This window comes from SAR202 cluster bacterium (genome assembly GCA_009392515.1).
Classification (GTDB): Bacteria; Chloroflexota; Dehalococcoidia; order Lucifugimonadales; family UBA6952; genus UBA6952.
Genome location: VFGE01000026.1, coordinates 82,256 through 101,377 on the forward strand (window position 1 = coordinate 82,256; position 19,122 = coordinate 101,377).

21 protein-coding genes, 1 tRNA gene and 1 rRNA gene are annotated in these 19,122 nt (G+C 36.8%); 10 read left to right on the forward strand and 13 right to left on the reverse strand.

The annotated features are described in order from the left end of the window. The first annotated feature begins 116 nt into the window (after positions 1–116). Positions 117–1,163: an N-acetyl-gamma-glutamyl-phosphate reductase gene (locus FI695_03500; protein MQG51026.1), complete on the forward strand. Its 1,047-nt coding sequence runs from the start codon at positions 117–119 to the stop codon at positions 1,161–1,163. Positions 1,164–1,204: 41 nt separating this feature from the next. Continuing rightward, a tRNA-Glu gene (locus tag FI695_03505) sits at positions 1,205–1,278 on the forward strand. A gap of 1 nt (position 1,279) precedes the next feature. Here the strand turns inward: FI695_03505 and FI695_03510 are convergent. After that, positions 1,280–1,852 (reverse strand): metallophosphoesterase family protein, encoded by a 573-nt coding sequence (locus FI695_03510; protein MQG51027.1) that lies wholly within the window; start codon positions 1,850–1,852, stop codon positions 1,280–1,282. A gap of 392 nt (positions 1,853–2,244) precedes the next feature. Between FI695_03510 and ilvB the strand changes: the two genes are divergently transcribed. The 7 genes from ilvB to tgt are packed head-to-tail and all read left to right on the forward strand — an operon-like array spanning position 2,245 to position 10,315. Continuing rightward, entirely contained in the window at positions 2,245–3,939 is a 1,695-nt protein-coding gene (ilvB, locus tag FI695_03515) for a biosynthetic-type acetolactate synthase large subunit (GenBank protein ID MQG51028.1), read from the forward strand. After that, positions 3,930–4,496: an acetolactate synthase small subunit gene (gene ilvN, locus FI695_03520; protein ID MQG51029.1), complete on the forward strand. Its 567-nt coding sequence runs from the start codon at positions 3,930–3,932 to the stop codon at positions 4,494–4,496. The genes ilvB and ilvN overlap by 10 nt, the downstream gene beginning before the upstream one ends. Before the next feature lie 22 nt (positions 4,497–4,518). Then, positions 4,519–5,520 (forward strand): ketol-acid reductoisomerase, encoded by a 1,002-nt coding sequence (gene ilvC, locus FI695_03525; protein ID MQG51030.1) that lies wholly within the window; start codon positions 4,519–4,521, stop codon positions 5,518–5,520. Positions 5,521–5,553: 33 nt separating this feature from the next. Continuing rightward, complete coding sequence (locus FI695_03530) at positions 5,554–7,074, forward strand: 2-isopropylmalate synthase (protein MQG51031.1); 1,521 nt, start codon at positions 5,554–5,556, stop codon at positions 7,072–7,074. A 41-nt stretch (positions 7,075–7,115) separates the two neighbouring features. Then, entirely contained in the window at positions 7,116–8,522 is a 1,407-nt protein-coding gene (gene leuC, locus FI695_03535; GenBank protein MQG51032.1) for a 3-isopropylmalate dehydratase large subunit, read from the forward strand. 20 nt (positions 8,523–8,542) lie between these two features. Beyond that, the gene (gene leuD, locus FI695_03540; protein MQG51033.1) at positions 8,543–9,136 is read left to right on the forward strand and encodes a 3-isopropylmalate dehydratase small subunit; all 594 of its coding nucleotides are present in this window, start codon (positions 8,543–8,545) and stop codon (positions 9,134–9,136) included. Between the two features lie 9 nt (positions 9,137–9,145). Beyond that, positions 9,146–10,315, forward strand: a complete 1,170-nt coding sequence (gene tgt / locus FI695_03545; GenBank protein MQG51034.1) for a tRNA guanosine(34) transglycosylase Tgt — start codon at positions 9,146–9,148, stop codon at positions 10,313–10,315. On the opposite strand, the gene FI695_03550 is transcribed toward tgt, so the two are convergent. From FI695_03550 to mnmA, 11 genes are all read right to left on the reverse strand, one after another. Further along, positions 10,302–11,699 (reverse strand): amidase, encoded by a 1,398-nt coding sequence (locus tag FI695_03550; protein MQG51035.1) that lies wholly within the window; start codon positions 11,697–11,699, stop codon positions 10,302–10,304. The genes tgt and FI695_03550 overlap by 14 nt on opposite strands. Beyond that, entirely contained in the window at positions 11,692–11,895 is a 204-nt protein-coding gene (locus FI695_03555) for a hypothetical protein (protein MQG51036.1), read from the reverse strand. The genes FI695_03550 and FI695_03555 overlap by 8 nt, the downstream gene beginning before the upstream one ends. 13 nt (positions 11,896–11,908) lie before the next feature. Beyond that, on the reverse strand, positions 11,909–12,187 hold the full coding sequence (locus FI695_03560) for a MoaD/ThiS family protein (protein ID MQG51037.1): 279 nt from the start codon (positions 12,185–12,187) through the stop codon (positions 11,909–11,911). Between the two features lie 26 nt (positions 12,188–12,213). Continuing rightward, positions 12,214–12,471 carry a FeS-binding protein gene (locus FI695_03565; GenBank protein ID MQG51038.1) on the reverse strand — a complete coding sequence of 86 codons (258 nt, stop codon included), beginning with the start codon at positions 12,469–12,471 and terminating at the stop codon, positions 12,214–12,216. 258 nt (positions 12,472–12,729) lie between these two features. After that, a 16S ribosomal RNA gene (locus tag FI695_03570) occupies positions 12,730–14,229 on the reverse strand. Positions 14,230–14,566: 337 nt separating this feature from the next. Then, positions 14,567–15,199: a haloacid dehalogenase gene (locus tag FI695_03575; protein MQG51039.1), complete on the reverse strand. Its 633-nt coding sequence runs from the start codon at positions 15,197–15,199 to the stop codon at positions 14,567–14,569. Positions 15,200–15,223: 24 nt separating this feature from the next. After that, positions 15,224–15,886: a thiamine phosphate synthase gene (gene thiE, locus FI695_03580; GenBank protein MQG51040.1), complete on the reverse strand. Its 663-nt coding sequence runs from the start codon at positions 15,884–15,886 to the stop codon at positions 15,224–15,226. Then, positions 15,883–16,212, reverse strand: a complete 330-nt coding sequence (locus FI695_03585; GenBank protein MQG51041.1) for a hypothetical protein — start codon at positions 16,210–16,212, stop codon at positions 15,883–15,885. The genes thiE and FI695_03585 overlap by 4 nt, the downstream gene beginning before the upstream one ends. Positions 16,213–16,232: 20 nt before the next feature. Beyond that, positions 16,233–16,556, reverse strand: a complete 324-nt coding sequence (locus tag FI695_03590) for a zinc ribbon domain-containing protein (protein ID MQG51042.1) — start codon at positions 16,554–16,556, stop codon at positions 16,233–16,235. 38 nt (positions 16,557–16,594) lie between these two features. Further along, complete coding sequence (locus FI695_03595; GenBank protein ID MQG51043.1) at positions 16,595–17,206, reverse strand: ribonuclease HII; 612 nt, start codon at positions 17,204–17,206, stop codon at positions 16,595–16,597. A gap of 5 nt (positions 17,207–17,211) precedes the next feature. Then, complete coding sequence (mnmA, locus tag FI695_03600; GenBank protein MQG51044.1) at positions 17,212–18,354, reverse strand: tRNA 2-thiouridine(34) synthase MnmA; 1,143 nt, start codon at positions 18,352–18,354, stop codon at positions 17,212–17,214. 106 nt (positions 18,355–18,460) lie between these two features. Here mnmA and rsfS point away from each other — a divergent pair, with 106 nt between their 5' ends. Then, positions 18,461–18,829: a ribosome silencing factor gene (gene rsfS / locus FI695_03605; protein ID MQG51045.1), complete on the forward strand. Its 369-nt coding sequence runs from the start codon at positions 18,461–18,463 to the stop codon at positions 18,827–18,829. Here rsfS and FI695_03610 read toward each other — a convergent pair. After that, positions 18,816–19,122: nucleoside-diphosphate kinase (locus tag FI695_03610; protein ID MQG51046.1), on the reverse strand; the 307-nt coding region annotated here is incomplete at its 5' end. The two genes, rsfS and FI695_03610, sit on opposite strands and share 14 nt — an antisense overlap.

Sequence of the window (19,122 nt, forward strand, 5' to 3'; positions counted from 1 at the left end):
CTTACTCCCTTATCAATTATGCTTTGTGTTAAACTAGTTATATTATAACACTTCATTGTGTTTAGTTATTTGCTAAGGTATAATCCTTTTTTAATTTTAGTTTGAGTTTAAGTATAATGAAAATTGGAATATTAAATATAACAGGGTATGGTGGAGTTGAATTAGCGAGATTACTAGCTAATCATCCAGAAGCCGAAATAGTTTCTATTACAGGAAGATCGCTTGCAGGTGAGCATATTTCTGACGTTTTTCCGCAATTAGATTTTATGGATATGACTCTCCAAGATGAACTAAGTGGTAGTGTTGATGTTGTCTTTTCAGCCTTACCACAAGTTGCTAGCGCTCAAGCTTGCATGCCACTAATTAACCAAGGTGTTAGAGTAATAGATTTCAGTGCTGACTTTAGGCTAAAAGATTCAGATATATACAAACAATGGTATGGCGAAAATCATCCATCACCGGAGTCATTAACTAACTCGGTTTATGGTTTGTCTGAAATAAATAATAATCAAATAAAAGGAGCAAACCTAATAGCTAACCCGGGTTGCTATCCAACAAGTGCTTTATTGGGACTAGCTCCTTTAATATATGGGGACATGGTCGATACGAATATTATTATAGATAGTAAATCTGGTGTTTCAGGCGCAGGCAGAACTCTAAGTTTGGGTACTCATTTTTCAGAAGTAAACGAAAGTGTAAATGCTTATGGTTTAGATGGGCATCGTCATCTGCCAGAAATAGTGCAGGAAGTAAATGGGTTTTATCAAAGAAATAATTTCAACCAGTCTTCTAGGATAACTTTTGTCCCCCACTTAATTCCTATGACAAGAGGTATATTGAGTACTTTATATCTTAATCCAAATCCAAGTTTCTTGGATTCTATTGAGAATGATCCAGATTTGATTTCTGAAATATATAAAGAATTCTATAATAATTCCAAATTTGTCAAAGTAGCAAAAAAATCTCCTCAAACAAAGCAAACCCTTGGAAATAATGATTGTATAATTTATCCGACTTTTGATAAACATACCGGTAGAGTAGTTGTAATCAGTGTCATAGACAATCTTGTCAAAGGTGCCGCTGGCCAAGCTATTCAGAATATGAATATTATGTTTGATTTGCCTGAAGATACAGGCCTTCAAAATATAGCAATATTCCCTTAACATTTGCACAGCCTTTTTTAAGGCTGTAAGATATGATCCATGCCCCTATCGTCTAGAGGCCCAGGACACAGCCCTTTCAAGGCTGAGATCGCGGGTTCGAATCCCGCTGGGGGCATTTATACCCTTTTGTATTGATTTATATATTTGAGATAAACTATTTCAGCAGATACTACATTCTCTTTTATATCCAAAATGGCTAAAGTGCCTAGATCATGTTTTTTGTGTCGTATACCTGGATGCGCCGTACTGCCAGGGTTAACAAACAATTTACCTTGATACCATCCAATATACTCTTCGTGAGTATCACTAAAACAAACAACATCTACAGTTTCTCCAAATTTTTGTTCAAGTAAAGAATCTATTGAAGTAGTATTTCTAAATTCGAGGGTGTCTGAAAAAACTACGGATGGCCCTGGCCAATTTATATCATGTATCATTCCTATACGTATATCATCGACTTTTATTACTCTTGTTTGTTCAGCTAACCTTTCTCCGATTTCATGTGGATCCCCATATCCTCTCACAGCCTTTACTGGTGCAATAGTTTCTAAATGGTCCAAAATTCCTAATGTTTCCAAATCTCCACAATGAAGAATTAAATCAACTGTTGATAAGATTTGTAATACCTCAATCGGTTGTCCTTTTCCATCTCCTAATTCATGTGTACATCCAACTACACCAATACGCATAATTCACATCCAAAATAATAGTATAATGCCAAACTATAACAAATATAAACTTCTGCTACAATTACCTTCAAGAATAAACCTAACAAACTTGACAGTGAACCTAGTCAGTGTTATTATTTTTTTTTCACTGCTATGATTGGAAGTAGTAGGGAGATTAAGGCTAAATAGAGAGCTGACGGTAGCTGTAAGTCAGTAGCAAATCCTCCCGAACTCGTCCATGAGCGGCCAACTTGAAACGATAACATATTAGAGTTGGGGGTGAGCTCCTGAAGATTGCTCATAAAGAGTCTATTTCAATGAAGTAGGAAATAGGGTGGTAACGCGGGAATATTTGTCTCGTCCCTTATAAGGGGCGGGATTTTTTATTTTAAAGATAATTTTTTGGAGGTATTATGAAGCTTACAGGCGCTCAGATGGTATGCGAGAGCCTAATCCGAGAGGGTGTTGATACTATGTTTGGCATACCAGGCGGTGCAATATTGCCTTTGTATCAAACTTTTCATCAGTACCCGCAATTAAAACACATACTTGTTCGGCACGAGCAAGGTGCAGCGATGGCTGCAGATGGGTATTATAGAGTAACTGGGAAAGTAGGGGTTGCTATGGCGACCTCAGGCCCTGGAGCAACCAATTTGGTAACTGGATTAGCTACTGCTCAAATGGATTCTACTGCTGTAGTAGCAATAACAGGCCAAGTATCTAGAGGAGCTATAGGTAAAGATGCTTTTCAGGAATGTGATATTACAGGAGTAACGCTACCAGTAACTAAACACAATTATTTAGTTATGGATATAAATGATATACCTCGTGTCATAAAAGAAGCATTTTATTTAGCTAAATCTGGACGTCCAGGTCCTGTTTTAGTTGATATACCTAAAGATTTATTTACTGAAGAGGCAGAATTTATATATCCAGAAACTGTTGAAATTCCTGGTTATAACCCTACTCTTGAAGGAAATATGTCTCAAATAAAAAAAGCTGCGTCCTTGATTAATTCAGCAAAAAAACCAGTTATTTTATCTGGACATGGCGCAGTTTTATCACGAGCATTTGATGAAGTTAAAGATTTAGCAGAACGAGCTCAAATACCTGTTATTACAACTTTGCTAGGTATTAGTTCTTTTCCTGAAACTCACGTCCTTAGTTTAGGTATGCCTGGAATGCATGGTGTTGCCTATGCTAGTATGGCTTTAGATCAGGCTGATTTAATAGTTAGTTTAGGAGCCAGGTTTGATGATCGTGTTACAGGTAAACTTACTTCCTTTGCTCCTAATGCAAAGATCATACATATAGATATAGATCCTTCTGTAATAGGACAAAATGTTAGAACACAAGTTCCATTAGTCGGCGATGTGAAAAATGTTTTACAGACACTTATTCCACAGGTTAAGCAAAATAACCATGAAGAATGGGTACAACATATTGAAGAAATGAGAATTAACCATCCTTCTCTTCGATTAAAAGAAAAAGAAAACCTAACACAGCAATATATAATCAAGAAAATATCAGACATAACTCAAGGTGGCGCAGTAGTTGTAACAGGAGTTGGCCAACATCAAATGTGGACAGCTCAATATTATACTTTTTCACAACCAAATTCATGGGTAACCTCAGGCGGACTTGGAACTATGGGGTTTGAAGTCCCTGCAGCAATGGGGGCTCAGGTTGGAAAACCTGACTCCGTAGTATGGTCTATTTGTGGAGACGGTGGGTTTCAAATGACTTTAAGTGACCTTGCGACTATTGTTGAAAATAAATTACCAATTAAATTTGCGATCATGAATAACCATTTTCTAGGAATGGTTAGACAATGGCAACATTTATTTTACGAAGATACTTTTACAGCAACTGAATATTCCGGCAATCCTGATTTTGTTAAATTAGCAGAAGCGTATGGAATACATTCTTTTAGAGTGACAGAAAAATCTGAAGTTGATAACGCTATAACTGATGCAATGAAACATGATGGACCTGTATTAATAGACTTTATGGTTGATCATGAAGAAAATGTATACCCCATGATTCCACCCGGGGAGAGCGTTCAAGAAATCGTAGAAGAACCTACGGAGGAACCAACGTGGCGATAGGTGAGCATACTTTAGTTGCATTAGTTTTACATCAACCCGGTGTTCTCAATCGAATCTCAGGTATGTTTAGACGTAGGGGGTTTAATATTTCTAGTTTGTCAGTAGGACAAAGTGAATCTGAAGAGTTAGCTCGTATGACCTTTGTTGTTCAAGGAGATGATGCAATTGTTGAACAGGTTACAAAACAATTATATAAACTTGTTGATGTAGTTCGTGTTACGGATTTAGACGAAGATAATTCTATTGTGCGAGAAATGGCTCTCGTTAAGGTTTCTTCAACTAATCAGAACAGATCTGAAATCATACAGATAAGTGAAATATTTAGGTCGAAAATTGTTGACGTTGGTGCAGAAACGGTTGTAATTGAAATTACCGGAGACCAATCTAAGATAAATAGGTTTATTATTTTATTACAACCATTTGGAGTCAGAGAAGTTATGCGTACAGGGGCAGTTGCCATGTCGAGAGGCACTACTGTAACTGCTCAAATAGATAACAATGTTTCTGGTGCTTCAAGAGTTAATATTCGTCCAAAAGATTATGATCAAAATTTATAAAATAGAATTAGAGGTGTATTAGATGGCGGCAAAGGTATATTACGATAAAGATGCGGATAGTTCATATATTGCAGATAAAACTGTTGCAATAATTGGGTATGGTAGCCAAGGACATGCTCATGCTTTAAACATGAAAGACAATGGTGTAAAAGTTATTATTGGGTTGTATGAAGGAAGTTCAAGTTGGTCAAAAGCTGAAGATGATGGGTTTGAGGTTATGACTACCTCTGAAGCTACAGAAAATGCTGATATTATAATGATGCTCTTACCTGATACAAGCCAAGCAGAGGTTTTCAAAAATGAAGTAGAACCAAAGCTAACTTCAGGTAAAAGTATTGCTTTTGCTCATGGCTTTACTATTCATTATCAAACAATAGTTCCTAATTCAAACATTGACGTTTGGATGATAGCCCCTAAAGCTCCAGGGCATCGAGTTAGGGCAGTTTTTCAACAAGGAAATGGTGTGCCTTCTCTTATTGCTGTACATCAAGACTATACTGGTAATGCTAAAAATATAGCTCTTGCGTATGCACAGGCTATTGGTTCTATGAGAGCAGGGGTTTTAGAAACTACTTTCAAAGAAGAAACAGAGACTGACTTATTTGGGGAACAAGCTGTTTTATGCGGTGGAGTTACCTCATTAGTTCAATCTGCATATGAAACTATGGTTGAGGCTGGATATCAACCCGAATCAGCATATTTTGAAGTTATGCATGAATTGAAATTAATAGTAGATCTACTTTATGAAGGCGGTATGGAATATATGTGGTATTCAGTAAGTGATACAGCTGAATATGGTGGTCTTACAAGAGGCCCAAGAGTAGTTGATGAATCTGTTAAAGAAAATATGAAAAAAGTTATGGAAGAAATCCAAAATGGGACGTTTGCTAGAGAATGGATTACTGAAAATGACGAAGGTAGACCAACCTTTCATCGAACAAGAAAAGAAAATGCAAGCCATCCTATTGAATCGATAGGTAAAGATCTAAGGGGTATGATGCCATGGCTAAAGGATACCGTTTAATTTAATTAGGCAAGGTAGAACAGGGGAGATATTATGACAGATAAAGTGCTAATACTAGATACAACACTTCGTGACGGTGAACAAGCAGCTGGTGCAGCAATGACAATTGATGAAAAGTTTGAAGTTGCACAACAACTTGACCGACTGGGTGTAGATATTATCGAAGCTGGTTTCCCCATGAGTTCTCCTGGGGACTTTGCAGCAGTAAAGAAGATTGCAGATGAAATAAGACGACCTATTATAGCTGCTTTATCTCATGCAAATAATAAAGCTGTTGATAGGACATGGGAAGCAATTAAAGGTGCAGCTCATCCAAGAATTCATATATTTTTGTCAAGCTCTGACATTCATATTGCCCACCAACTAAAAAAGAATCGTGAGGAAGTTTTGGCAATGGCAGTAGATAATGTCGCTCGTGCTAAAGGGTATTGCGACGACGTGGAATTTTCTCCTATGGATGCTACTCGAACTGACCCAGAGTATTTATTTGGGATGCTTGAAGCATGCATAAATGCAGGCGCAACTACTTTAAATATTCCAGATACAGTTGGTTATGCAGATCCAAGAGAATTTGCAAGATTACTTGTAGACATACAAGAAAAAGTTCCCAATATAGACAAGGCAAGAATTAGTGTGCATTGCCATAATGATTTAGGTATGGCTGTGGCTAATAGTTTAGCTGCTGTAAAAGTAGGTGCTCGTCAAGTTGAAGGATGCATTAACGGTATTGGGGAAAGAGCAGGGAATGCTGCACTTGAAGAAGTTATTATGGCTCTCCATACTCGTAAAGATTATTATCAAGTCGAACTTAATATAGATCCAACACAGATATATAGGTCTAGTAGATTAGTTAGCGATATAACTGGATTCGCTATTCAGCCTAATAAAGCAGTAACGGGTGGAAATGCATTTCGACATGCATCAGGAATACACCAAGATGGATTACTCAAAGATCGAACTACTTATGAAATCATGGACCCTCAAATGGTAGGGTGGCCAAGTAGTGAATTAGTTTTAGGTAAACTCAGTGGTAGACATGGTTTAAAATCTAGATTAAATGAATTAGGCTACGAACCATCTGATGCAGAATTAAATAGATTATTTGAAGAGTTTAAGTTGCTAGCTGACAAAAAAAGAGAAGTAACTGATAGAGATTTAGAAGCATTAATGAAGGATCAAAGAAGAAGTTTTGATGAAACTTTTACCTTAGATCAAATTCAAGTTACATGCGGCGATCAAGGTATCCCGACAGCAACAATTACAGTTACTGGCCCTGACGGAGCTTCTAAAACTGATGCTGCAACAGGAACTGGCCCTGTAGATGCTGTTTATCAAGCTATAAATAGAGTTATAAATGTAGATAATGAACTAACTGAATTTAGTGTCAAATCTGTTACTGAAGGTATTGATGCTGTGGGTGAAGTAGTTATTAGAATTGTTAGTCAAGAGGCAGAATACGTCGGTAGAGGTGCAGATACTGATATAATTGTTGCTTCTGCTAAAGCTTATATGAACGCTCTTAATCGACTATTAAGTATTGGTGTTACTAACTAGAAAGAATTCTTTGTATTTTCGATAATTTAAGAGAGGGAATCATGGGGAAAACGCTATTTGATAAAATTTGGGATGAACATGTGGTTGTTCAAGATATAGATAAACCGTCATTGTTGTATATTGATTTACATTTAATTCATGAAGTGACATCACCACAAGCATTTGATGGTCTTCGAGAGAACAATCGAAAAGTTAGAAGACCAGAACTTACTATTGCTACAGTAGATCATAACGTACCTACCAAAGATAGACACTTACCGATAGCAGACCAAATTTCAAGAACACAAATTGAGTATTTAGATAGAAATGTTAAAGAATTTGGTATTACCTATTATGGAATGAATAGTGCCGGGCAAGGTATTGTTCATGTGATTGGGCCAGAACAAGGATATACTCAACCAGGCAAAACAATTGTTTGCGGTGACTCTCACACATCTACTCATGGAGCTTTTGGGGCACTAGCCTTTGGTATCGGAACTTCTGAAGTAGAACATGTACTAGCCACACAATGTTTACGTCAAAGCAAACCCAAAACAATGGAAGTTAGAGTAGATGGCACATTGCCTTTTGGGGTTACTGCTAAAGATATAATCTTGGGTGTAATAGGTCAAATAGGCGTCGATGGTGCTGTAGGGCATGTTATTGAGTATACAGGTGAGGCAATTCGTTCTTTATCGATGGAAGGCAGAATGACTGTTTGTAACATGTCAATTGAAGCTGGAGGTCGAGCAGGAATGATTGCCCCGGACGAAACTACTTATGAATATTTAAAAGGACGGCCTCACTGTCCTAAAGGAAGAAACTTTGATAAAGCTATTGAAAAATGGGATCAATACAAAAGTGATCCTGATGCTGAATATGATAAAGTAGTTATAATCAATGCTGAAGATTTAGCTCCTTTTGTAACTTGGGGTACTAACCCAGGGATGGTTGCAAAAGTTACAGACTCTGTACCTGATCCTGATTCTTTTGAATTAGAGAGTCAACAATTAGCAGGGCAAAAAGCTTTGCAATATATGCAACTAGATGCTGGTACGCCAATAACAGATATATCATTAGATAGGGTGTTTATTGGATCATGTACTAATTCCCGTATTGAAGACTTACGTGCAGCAGCAGAAGTTGTTAAAGGGTACACTGTAAGTGAAACAGTTAGTGCAATGGTGGTTCCTGGATCATTTAAAGTTAAAGAGAAAGCTGAAAAAGAAGGATTAGATCGAATATTTAAAGAATCTGGATTTGAATGGCGTGATGCGGGCTGCTCTATGTGTTTAGGAATGAATCCAGATATTTTATCTCCTGGAGAAAGATGCGCTTCTACTTCAAATAGAAATTTTGAAGGTAGGCAAGGACCAGGTGGTCTTACTCATTTAGTAAGCCCACAAATGGCAGCAGCAGCTGCAATTCAAGGCACTTTTGTTGATATTAGAGACTGGTCTTTTAAATAAAATAATAAAGGGATATATTCATGGAAAAATATAATAAAACAAATGGAAAAGTCCTTCCTTTAGATCGAGCTAATGTGGATACTGATCAAATTATACCTGCAAAGTACTTAAAACGAGTGGAAAAAACAGGATTCGGTCAATATTTATTCGATGCTTGGCGAAAATTACCAGATGGATCTTTAAACCCAGATTTCATTTTAAATGATGAGCGTTATACTGGGGCAACTATTTTGGTTGCTGGGCCTAATTTTGGAAGTGGATCTTCGCGAGAACATGCACCGTGGGCTTTAAATGATTATGGCTTTAGAACTATTTTAGCCCCGAGTTTTGCTGATATTTTTAGAAATAACTGCTTTCAGAATGGGATGTTGCCGATAGTTTTAGATCAAGAAATTATTGATAAGATTATCCAAAAATCTTCGAAAAATCCAGACTACTCATTAACAGTAGATCTTGAGAGTGGTGTTATTAGCGATTCTGAAGAATTAACAATTGAATTCACAATTGATTCTTTTAAAAAACACTGCCTGATCGAAGGATTAGATGATATTGGTTTGACTTTGTCTGAAGAATCAATGATCAAAAACTTTGAATCGAGACACGTGATAAGTTAGATTTAGATTATGTCTTTTTCATTTAATATTGATAGCAATTATGGAAATGCCAGAGCCGGTACGCTGACGGTCGATGGTAATACGATTACAACTCCTGTATTTATGCCTGTTGCTACGAAATCAGCAGTACGTACTTTATCTTCAAAAGATTTAATTGACCTCAATTTTGATATTATTTTAAGTAATACCTATCATTTATATTTAACACCTGGAACTGATGTACTTTCAAAATTTGCAGGCCTGCATAATTTTATGAAATGGCCTAAATCTATTCTCACTGATAGTGGTGGTTATCAAGTATTTAGCTTAAATAAAAATACTAAAATTAGTGAAGATGGAGTTGTTTTTAAATCTCATATCGATGGTTCTGCACATTTATTTACACCTGAATCAGTAATGGAAATTCAACAAATTATAGGATCAAATATTGTTATGCCATTAGATCATTGTATATACTCTGAAGATGATGAATTATCAGTAAGAAACTCAATGCAAAGAACCCATGACTGGTTAGTACGGTCTGTTAAATCACATAATAGTTCTAGTAGTGCGTTGTTTGGAATTGTACAAGGAGGGATATATTCTAATTTGCGCAAAGAGTCCTGCCTTTTTGAGGCAGAACTAGACTTGCCAGGCTATTCTATTGGAGGATTAGCTGTAGGTGAAAATAAATCAACAATGTATAGAATAGTTGAAGAATGCAATGAATATCTTCCTGTAGAAAAACCAAGATATTTAATGGGAGTCGGCTCTCCGGAAGATTTAGTAACCTGTGTAAGTTTGGGTGTAGACATGTTCGATTGCGTACTGCCTACTAGAATTGCCAGAAATGGAGCCATTTTTACTAAAAAGGGCCGAAAGAATATCAAAAAATCCGCGAATAAGTTATTAGATATACCGTTAGAAGATGATTGTATTTGCGAATGTTGCCAAAATTATTCAACTGGGTATATACATCAATTATTTAAAGTTTCTGAAATTCTTGGTTATCGGTTAGCAACGATTCATAATTTGTTTTTTTTAAAAAAACTTATGGGTGATATACGTGAATCTATTTTAAACAATACATTTAATTCTTTTAAAAATGAATTTCTTAGTAATTATCACCCAACAGATGAGATTGCACGAATGGCCCAAAAAAAACAATGGCTAGAGAGTAGAAATATTACTCAATATTAGGGTGTTTCTTGTAGAAAGGATTTTCTTGCTCATATGCCCATGCAGCCTGATAAATCGTAGATTCATCAAAATAAGGTCCAGCAATTTGGAATCCTAATGGAAGTCCGTTTGTTGCTAATCCTGTAGGGATTGCACAAGCAGGATGTCCAGTTATATTGAAAACGGTTCGGGCTTGTCTTGGATAAGTTCTAGCTAATGTTTCAGGTTCATCGATTCGACACGCTGCTTCCATACTAGAAGCAGTCATAATTAAATCGAAATTTTTAAATTGGCTATTGATTTCTTGAGCCAGTTTTATACGGGTTCGCTGTGCACTAACATAATCTTCCCCGTTTATGAAAAGGCCTGGCATCAGTCTTGTACGAGTTGCCTTACTGTAATCACCTGGGCGTTCTTTGTACCATTTGTTATGAATCGATAATGCTTCACAGTACATTATTATCGAGTTACAAGAAGAAAAATGATTTAACGGTGAAACATGAATTTCTTCTACTATAGCACCAAGTTTTTTAAATGTATCGGCTGCATTGTCAATAGCTTTACACATTTCATCGTCAGATTTTAAGTCAGTCGTATAGAAATGGCGGATCAATCCTATGCGTAACCCCTTGACTCCTTTTTGTAGAAATTCTGTAAAATCTGGAAGCTTTTGGTTTTTTTCAGTACTGGGGTCGTTATTATCATAGCCTGCGATAGCATTCAAAAGTATTGCATTATCTTCTACAGTTCTTGTCATCGGGCCAACGTGGTCAAGAGAGAAACTTAATGGCACTACACCTGCTTTACTCACTCTCCCATATGTCGCTTTCATTCCTACTATTCCACAAGAAGTAGCTGGATTTCTGACGGACCCCCCTGTATCGGTGCCTAATGCTGCAGGTATCATTCCACTTGCAACAGCTGAACCAGAGCCACTCGATGAACCTCCTGGGTGATGGTTGATATTCCAGGGGTTTCTGGCAGGCGGAAATGGAAGATCAAAGGCAGGCCCCCCAATAGCAAATTCATGCAAAGCTAATTTCCCCATTAAAATACCGCCAGAAGAATCTAATTTATCACTCACATATGCATTTTTCCGAGGCATATTATCAATTAGTATTTTTGAATGTGCTGTTGTTTCAAATCCGACAACGTCAATAATATCTTTTAGTCCATAAGGTATACCTGTCAAAGTTCCTAGAGATTTATTTTTAGATATTAGATCTTCTGCTCTTTTTGCATCTGAGATAGCTCTTTCAGGTGTGAATTTTATATATGCATTTAATTTAGGATCAAGTTGTTCAGTTCTTGATATTAATGCTTGTGTGTATTCTACAGGAGATAATTCCTTAGCTTGAATTGCTTTAGATGCCTGTTTGATTGTTAACCAGTGTAGATCATTCATTGTTGTATGTATTTATTTTATTTGGAGTAAAGACATTTGATGGTTCGTCATACATATGATGAGTGTTTGGAATAGTATCTATTAGGGTTTCAGCTATTTTTTTTGCAGAAATTATTTCATCTGAAAATTTGTCCACAAGTATTTTAAAACCTGATTCCTTAAATTTATTAAACAATATTTCTGATTCTGTGCTCATACTATATTCCTTTTTATCTCCCACCTGCAACGGCAGGGACGATACTTACCTCATCACCAGATTGGGTTGGTGTTTTCATTCCTTCTATAAATCGAATATCTTCCCCGTTAAGATAAATATTAACAAAATATCTTAATTCACCATCTTCATCGCATAATCTTTCTTTCATTCCGTTGTATTCTTCTTCAAGCAAATCAATTAACTCTCCAATATTTTCAGCAGTTACTTCTACTTGATCTAATTCGTTTGTTAATTTCCTTAATGGGCCAGGGATTCTAACTTTTATACCCATCGATTTCCCCTCCAATTACGTTTATTTTATCCTTCTACTAGTGATTCATTATTTGCATCATCATTTAAGTCATCTACAGTGACTCCAGATGTTTTTGTCCATTCTAGGCATTTGGCTATTTCATTATCAGGACCGTCAATATCAAGAATAACCCAACCCATTTCTGGTCGAACATCAGCCCTTCTTATATTTGTTATTACGTTAAATTTTTTAGTAATGCTATATATAATAGGTTCAGTAACTAAATTAGTAGGGAATGTAAATTTTACGCGTTTTACTGACATTTTTAATATCCTCCCTTAGAATTTTAGCGTATATAGATACAGTGATGCATCAAATAATAACTAATAATTGTTTAGGGATTATAACAAAAACCTTAACAATTTGATAGTGAAGGGAAGGGTTCAGACCATTTAAGGCCTGAAATATAATTCTTTTTTTAACCTGCGTTTATTTTTTAATCTAGTTCCAGGTTGTAAACCAAATACTGAAAATCAGTAAAATAAACGTCGACTTAAGGAATCCATTTAAGGAATCTCCCTAGAAAGGAGGTGATCCAGCCGCACCTTCCGGTACAGCTACCTTGTTACGACTTCGTCCCAGTCACCAACCCCACCCTCGGCAGCTGCCCCCCAAAGGGTTAGCTCACTGACTTCAAGTGTTGTCGACTTCCATGACGTGACGGGCGGTGTGTACAAGCCCCGGGAACGTATTCACCGCAGTATTCTGACCTGCGGTTACTAGCAGCTCCACGTTCATGCAGGCGGGTTGCAGCCTGCAATCCCCACTGAGACCGGCTTTTAGGGATTAGCTCCAGCTTGCGCTTTGGCGACCCGTTGTCCCGGCCATTGTAGCGTGTGTGTAGCCCAGGGTGTAAGAGCCATGCTGACTTGACGTCATCCCCACCTTCCTCCCCTTTTTGTGGGGCAGTCTGACTAGAGAAAACAACTAACCACAGGGGTTGCGCTCGTTGCGGGACTTAACCCAACACCTCACGGCACGAGCTGACGACAGCCATGCAGCACCTGTACTAGCTCCCCGAGGGGTCCATCACCTTTCGGATCAGTACTACTAGTATGTCAAACCCTGGTAAGGTTCTTCGCTTAGCATCGAATTAAACCACACGCTCCGCTGCTTGTGCGGGGCCCCGTCAATTCCTTTGAGTTTTAGTCTTGCGACCGTAGTTCCCAGGCGGGATACTTAACGCGTTAGCTTCAGCACAGAAGGGGTCGATACCCCCCATACTCAGTATCCATCGTTTATGGCATGGACTACCCGGGTATCTAATCCGGTTTGCTACCCATGCTTTCGCGCCTCAGTGTCAGGTGCAGCCCAGAAAGCCGCTTTCGCCACTGGTGTTCCTCATGATATCTACGCATTTCACCACTACACCATGAATTCCACTTTCCTCTACTGCCCTCTAGCTTAGAAGTATTCTTGCACCCCTCCCAGTTAAGCCGGGAGATTTCAACAAAAACTTTCTATGCCACCTGCACGCCCTTTACGCCCAATAAATCCGGACAACGCTTGCCTCCTACGTATTACCGCGGCTGCTGGCACGTAGTTAGCCGAGGCTTATTCCTGAGGTACCGTCCTTACTCTTCCCTCAGAAAAGAAGTTTACAACCCTAGAGCCTTCTTCCTTCACGCGGCGTCGCTGCGTCAGACTTTCGTCCATTGCGCAAGATTCCCTGCTGCTGCCTCCCGTAGGAGTGGGGGCCGTGTCGCAGTCCCCCTCTGACTGATCGTCCTCTCAGACCAGTTACCCGTCGTAGGCTTGGTAGGCCATTACCCCACCAACAACCTGATAAGCCGCAAGCCCGTCCTCGGGCGACCGAAGCCTTTACATTGAAATCATTTGACTTCAAAGACTATGCGGTATTAGCATTGGTTTCCCAATGTTATTCCCCACCCAAGGGTTGGTTACTTACGTGTTACTCAGCCGTCTGCCACTGATCCACCGACCGAAGTCGGGTTCACCGTTCGACTTGCATGCATTAAGCGCGCCGCCAGCGTTCGTCCTGAGCCAGGATCAAACTCTCAGCTCAAAAACCTTCCATTCACTATCAAATTGTTAAGGTAAATAGTCTAAAGTCTGTTTAAAGAGAACCTGGCGGATTCTATTATTAAAAAAACAAAAGACAACTATCTAAAGAATTGCTCTTTAGGTAAAAAGCTATAGTAGTTAATTTAGACATATATGTCAAGGCTAAACAACAGATTTAATCAAATCTAATGAATTTTGTTATAAATAATACCTTTGGGATCGGATTATTCTATAAAAACAGGATCCATTCATGATTAAGCTTTAAGTTCATTCATATACTTTTTTACTAAACTCATGCTAGAGGATACTAATTAATAGATATAAATACATAATTTATAGATGGAGATTTTCGAGCTTGTTTTCCAGTGCTTTTTGTCGTAACGACATTGTGAGATCTCCACGAGTTCTTTCAAGTACTCCTCGTAATTGATCTACGGTTCTGCGTAATCCCCCAGTAACTGCTTCTGGATAATCTATTCCTGCAAGCATGCTATATGTTTCATCCATGCATTCCATCCATGTTTCACATGAGTCTAAATTGTCAGAACGCAAAGCATCCAGAATTGTCCTTCGTAGTTCGCTAGCAGCTTCTGCTATACCATTTAAATATGGGGATATTTGTACACTCAACTCAATAGCAGTAGGAATTTCCTTATTCGTTAGAAAAGCCAAAGCAACATTAGCTTCAGTAAATTCTTTTTGGGCATCTAGGACGTATCCTGAAGACATTATTGGTGTGTTTTCAATACTTTCGTTATTGATCTTATCAATAAGTATTTTTGCTTCACTAACTAGTTTTAAGCTTTCATTAAACTCTTTTCGATGAGCATTTTTTATTGCGGCTGAACATAAGTGAATGATCTGCCGTGTAAGTGGATAAACTGTTTCTCGCTTACTATGGATACTTTCAAGATCTTTCTTGGAAGATTCTATATTGGTTTCGATTGATTTAATTATATTATTCATAGTTCTTTCTCTTAGTTTAATTTATTAATTACTGAATCCGTGTATTTTGTCGACAAGTATCTTAGTTGATTTTTCTGGGTCGTCTGACAAACTTACAGCACTAATTACACAAATACTGTCAGCTCCAGCTTCCAGTACTAGATCGATATTATTTATATTAATTCCTCCAATTGCAACAATTGGTGGTAAAGGGGATAGTTGTTTTATTTCAGTTAGATAACTTAGAGAAGAAGGCCTTGTGTTAGATTTTGAGTCTGTAGTAAACATTGCACCAATTGCAATGTAATCAGCGCCGTCTTTTATCGAAATTTTACTTTCTTCTATATTGTTGTTTGAGGTACCGATAAATTGATTAGGTTGTAGTATTTTCTTAGAGTATGAATATGGTAAGTCATTTTGACCTATATGGAGCCCATGAGAATCTGAAGCTACAGCCAAGTCTGCATGGTCATTTATTATTAATGCTGCATTATATTCTTCACAAAGTTTTCTTAATTCAATTGCGATTTTTAATTGTATCCCTTTGTCATTTTGTTTATCCCTCAATTGGATAGCTGTAGTTCCTCCTGATAGGGTTGCTTTTGCTAATTCGATAATTGAACTGGTTTTCATTATTTCAGGGTCCAAAATAACATAAAGTCCTTTAACTCTATTGACTAAACTTTTAGTAACGTTTGAATCTTTCATAGATCTAATCCTTCGGGTAAAGTTCCTTCTCTTGCAGCATCGATAGATTCTCTTATTGAACTAGGCATTTCCATGTTCCAGTCTGAGAAGTTTTTTTCTACATTTCTTCCAATATTCCTTGGGTCATCATAAAAGTTTCCAGAACTAGAAGAATTGGTTTCGTGGATTTGTTGAATAGTTTTTGCAACGGAGAATTTACTTAAAATTCTTGTTAAATTATTAGAAGTGCATTTTTCACATATTGCTGTGATTTTACTATTTATCGAACGAGTGAAAATACTCGTAATAGCTGTACAATCCATACATTTATATTCATATATAGGCATATTGTTCTCTTAATTTATAATTATTCAGAACTCTGTTTGTTTATTGTTTTACCATATTGTTCTAGTTCTTTACCGAAATTATCACCCATATCTTTGCGCATTCCTTTAACCCATTGATTAATGCTGTCTGGATTATTATCGTCTCGATCACTCAATGTTTCAAATGAGGGTAAATTCAAACCTGCGTCCCAGGCTGATTTGTGAGAAAATGATGACATTATTCTCTTAAGGTTTTTACTTTCACACGAGGTATTGCTACATACAAGATTTGGCATTTTGCCATCTCGTACCAAGATACTAAGAATATTATTACAGTCGGAACATCTATATTCGTAAATAGGCATAATTAATTACGTATTTATATTAGGAGTACATTATATCACTAATTAAAATCTTTAATAGGTGCAAAAGTTTTTCTGTGGATTTTGGTAACACCATTCTCTATTAGTTCACTTGCGTGTGACTTCGTATAATAACCTTTATGGCTTTTAAAAGTATAATTAGGGAAATATTTATCGTATTTTTCCATCATTTTATCTCTTGCAACCTTAGCAATTATGGACGCTGCGGCAATAGATAGCGATATATTATCTCCTTTAATTAATGAAGTCTGATCAATATCAATTTCTGGTATTTCTAAACTGTCGATTAGTAAGTATTCTGGTTTTGGAGCAAGGTGGTTTATTGCTCTTATCATAGAAAGTTTTGTTGCTGGAACTATACCTATTTGATCAATTTCTTTTGCTGATGAAATACCAATTCCGTAGGTTAAGGCAAATCTTTTTATTAATATACTCAGTGAATTGCGTTTTTTTGAGGTTAATTTTTTACTGTCATTAATCTCTTCATAAAATTCGAGGTGTTTGTTTAAATCTAATACTACCGCACCTGAAACTACTGGGCCTGCAATAGTTCCTCTACCTACTTCATCTAATCCTGCTATAAACGTATAATTTTGTTTAAATACATCTAATTCAAAATCTAAGGATGGCATTTAGATTAACTTTGTTGTTTTACTGTAGAAAGTTGATCAGAATTTGATTTGATTGGTTTAGTAATTATGCCACCACCAATAAGCTCTTGATTAGTGTATATTGCGCAAATTTGACCTGGAGAAATTGCTCCTTGTAAATCGTCAAAAATTATTTTCGCACCAGTTTCAGTAGGCGTAATTGTGGCATTAACTTGAGGTGCTTTATATCTAACCTTTACTGTTACTTTTGTTGGTTTAATTATAGGGGTTCGTACAAAATTAACATTTGTAATTTCTAGACCTTTATTCAACAGTTGATGTTTTGGACCTACTGTAATTACACCATTCTCAGAATCAATACTGTTGACGTAAAGTGGGGTTGTAGATGGAGAGGAAGAAGAAATTCCTAAGCCTTTTCTTTGACCAACAGTGAAATTATGTATTCCTTCGTGTGAACCGATTAAATTACCTTTATCATCATTTATTATACCGGGCTTTGTTGTAACTTTATCCGCAATAAAATCTCGGTAGTTTCCTGATGGTATAAAACAAATTTCCTGACTGTCGGGTTTGTTTGCAACCGGTAATTTGTAATCTGTAGCAATTTTCCTAATTTCTGGTTTTAAATATCCACCAATTGGTAATAGTAAGTTTTGTAATTGGTTTTGTTTTAATGTATGTAAAACATATGATTGATCTTTACTTTCATCAACACCCTTCAACAAGGCAAATTTGTTATCTATTGTACTTATCTGAGCATAATGACCTGTAGCAATATAATCAGCTTCATATGCTATAGCTTTTTGCATTAGGAAATTAAATTTCACTTTATCATTGCAAGCTACGCAAGGATGAGGGGTTTTCCCTTTTTCATATTCTTTAACAAAATAACCAATCACAAATTGCTGGAACTCTTTTTCAAAATTTAGAAGATAGTGAGGAACACCAAGTATGGAACATACTTCGCGGGCGTCTTCGACATCTTCTAATGTACAACAACCATGATTTTGTTTTGTAAGAGAATCATCACCAGTTGTAGGAAATAATCGCATGGTAATTCCTATAACTTCATACCCTTGTTCTTTAAGAATGACAGCAGCTACAGAGGAATCAACACCTCCACTCATTGCTACTACAACCCTTTGTTTTTTTTCAGTATTTGTCATCAATTCAGATTAACATAGTCAGAACACACTATCAATATTAGGCATATGTACTACTATAAATATAGGTGTATACTATATGTGTAAATAAAAATACTTAAAACTAAAAATAATGATCACACAACCGGATGAAAATATTTTAAAAATAGCCAAAAAAGCAGTAGATATAGCTTCAGACAAACAGGCTACGAATATATTACTTATTGATATTAATGCTGTAGGGACATTTGCTGATTTTTTTGTTTTTGTTACTGTCGATAATTCACGTTTAATGAATGCATTAATAGATGATTTAAAAGTATCGATTAAGCAAGAAGGTGCAGAGCTCTTTCGTATTGAAGGGCAAATAGATTCAGGGTGGGTTTTAATGGATTTTGGTAACACTATTGTGCATTTATTTTCTCCAGATACCAGAAAATATTACGATCTTGACTCACTTTGGCTAAAACCTCCAGCAAAACAAATCATTAAGATTCAATAACCCATGAAGATATATCTTTGTACTCTTCAAGCAGTTCTGATTTATCAAAAAATATTCCGAGTTCAGTTTGAGCAGATTCTACTGAATCAGACCCGTGAATAAGGTTTCTACCTATATCAATACCAAAATCACCTCGTATTGTCCCTGGATTGGCATCAACTGGGTTTGTTGATCCCATTGTATTTCTTACTACTGCAACGCAATCTTTACCTTGCAAAGCAATTGCAACAATTGGTCCTGAGGTTATAAATTCGACCAATGGTCCAAAAAATGGTTTATCAACGTGTGCAGAA

What these genes read in the sequence shown, in the direction of transcription:
- FI695_03555 (MQG51036.1), bottom strand. Translation starts at nt 11,895, where the DNA reads ATGAGCACAGAATCAGAAATATTGTTTAATAAATTTAAGGAATCAGGT.
- FI695_03550 (MQG51035.1), bottom strand. Translation starts at nt 11,699, where the DNA reads ATGAATGATCTACACTGGTTAACAATCAAACAGGCATCTAAAGCAATT.
- rsfS (MQG51045.1), top strand. Translation starts at nt 18,461, where the DNA reads ATGATCACACAACCGGATGAAAATATTTTAAAAATAGCCAAAAAAGCA.
- FI695_03560 (MQG51037.1), bottom strand. Translation starts at nt 12,187, where the DNA reads ATGGGTATAAAAGTTAGAATCCCTGGCCCATTAAGGAAATTAACAAAC.
- FI695_03500 (MQG51026.1), top strand. Translation starts at nt 117, where the DNA reads ATGAAAATTGGAATATTAAATATAACAGGGTATGGTGGAGTTGAATTA.
- FI695_03595 (MQG51043.1), bottom strand. Translation starts at nt 17,206, where the DNA reads ATGCCATCCTTAGATTTTGAATTAGATGTATTTAAACAAAATTATACG.
- tgt (MQG51034.1), top strand. Translation starts at nt 9,146, where the DNA reads ATGTCTTTTTCATTTAATATTGATAGCAATTATGGAAATGCCAGAGCC.
- ilvC (MQG51030.1), top strand. Translation starts at nt 4,519, where the DNA reads ATGGCGGCAAAGGTATATTACGATAAAGATGCGGATAGTTCATATATT.
- FI695_03530 (MQG51031.1), top strand. Translation starts at nt 5,554, where the DNA reads ATGACAGATAAAGTGCTAATACTAGATACAACACTTCGTGACGGTGAA.
- FI695_03575 (MQG51039.1), bottom strand. Translation starts at nt 15,199, where the DNA reads ATGAATAATATAATTAAATCAATCGAAACCAATATAGAATCTTCCAAG.
- thiE (MQG51040.1), bottom strand. Translation starts at nt 15,886, where the DNA reads ATGAAAGATTCAAACGTTACTAAAAGTTTAGTCAATAGAGTTAAAGGA.
- leuC (MQG51032.1), top strand. Translation starts at nt 7,116, where the DNA reads ATGGGGAAAACGCTATTTGATAAAATTTGGGATGAACATGTGGTTGTT.
- FI695_03590 (MQG51042.1), bottom strand. Translation starts at nt 16,556, where the DNA reads ATGCCTATTTACGAATATAGATGTTCCGACTGTAATAATATTCTTAGT.
- ilvB (MQG51028.1), top strand. Translation starts at nt 2,245, where the DNA reads ATGAAGCTTACAGGCGCTCAGATGGTATGCGAGAGCCTAATCCGAGAG.
- FI695_03510 (MQG51027.1), bottom strand. Translation starts at nt 1,852, where the DNA reads ATGCGTATTGGTGTAGTTGGATGTACACATGAATTAGGAGATGGAAAA.
- FI695_03585 (MQG51041.1), bottom strand. Translation starts at nt 16,212, where the DNA reads ATGCCTATATATGAATATAAATGTATGGATTGTACAGCTATTACGAGT.
- FI695_03565 (MQG51038.1), bottom strand. Translation starts at nt 12,471, where the DNA reads ATGTCAGTAAAACGCGTAAAATTTACATTCCCTACTAATTTAGTTACT.
- leuD (MQG51033.1), top strand. Translation starts at nt 8,543, where the DNA reads ATGGAAAAATATAATAAAACAAATGGAAAAGTCCTTCCTTTAGATCGA.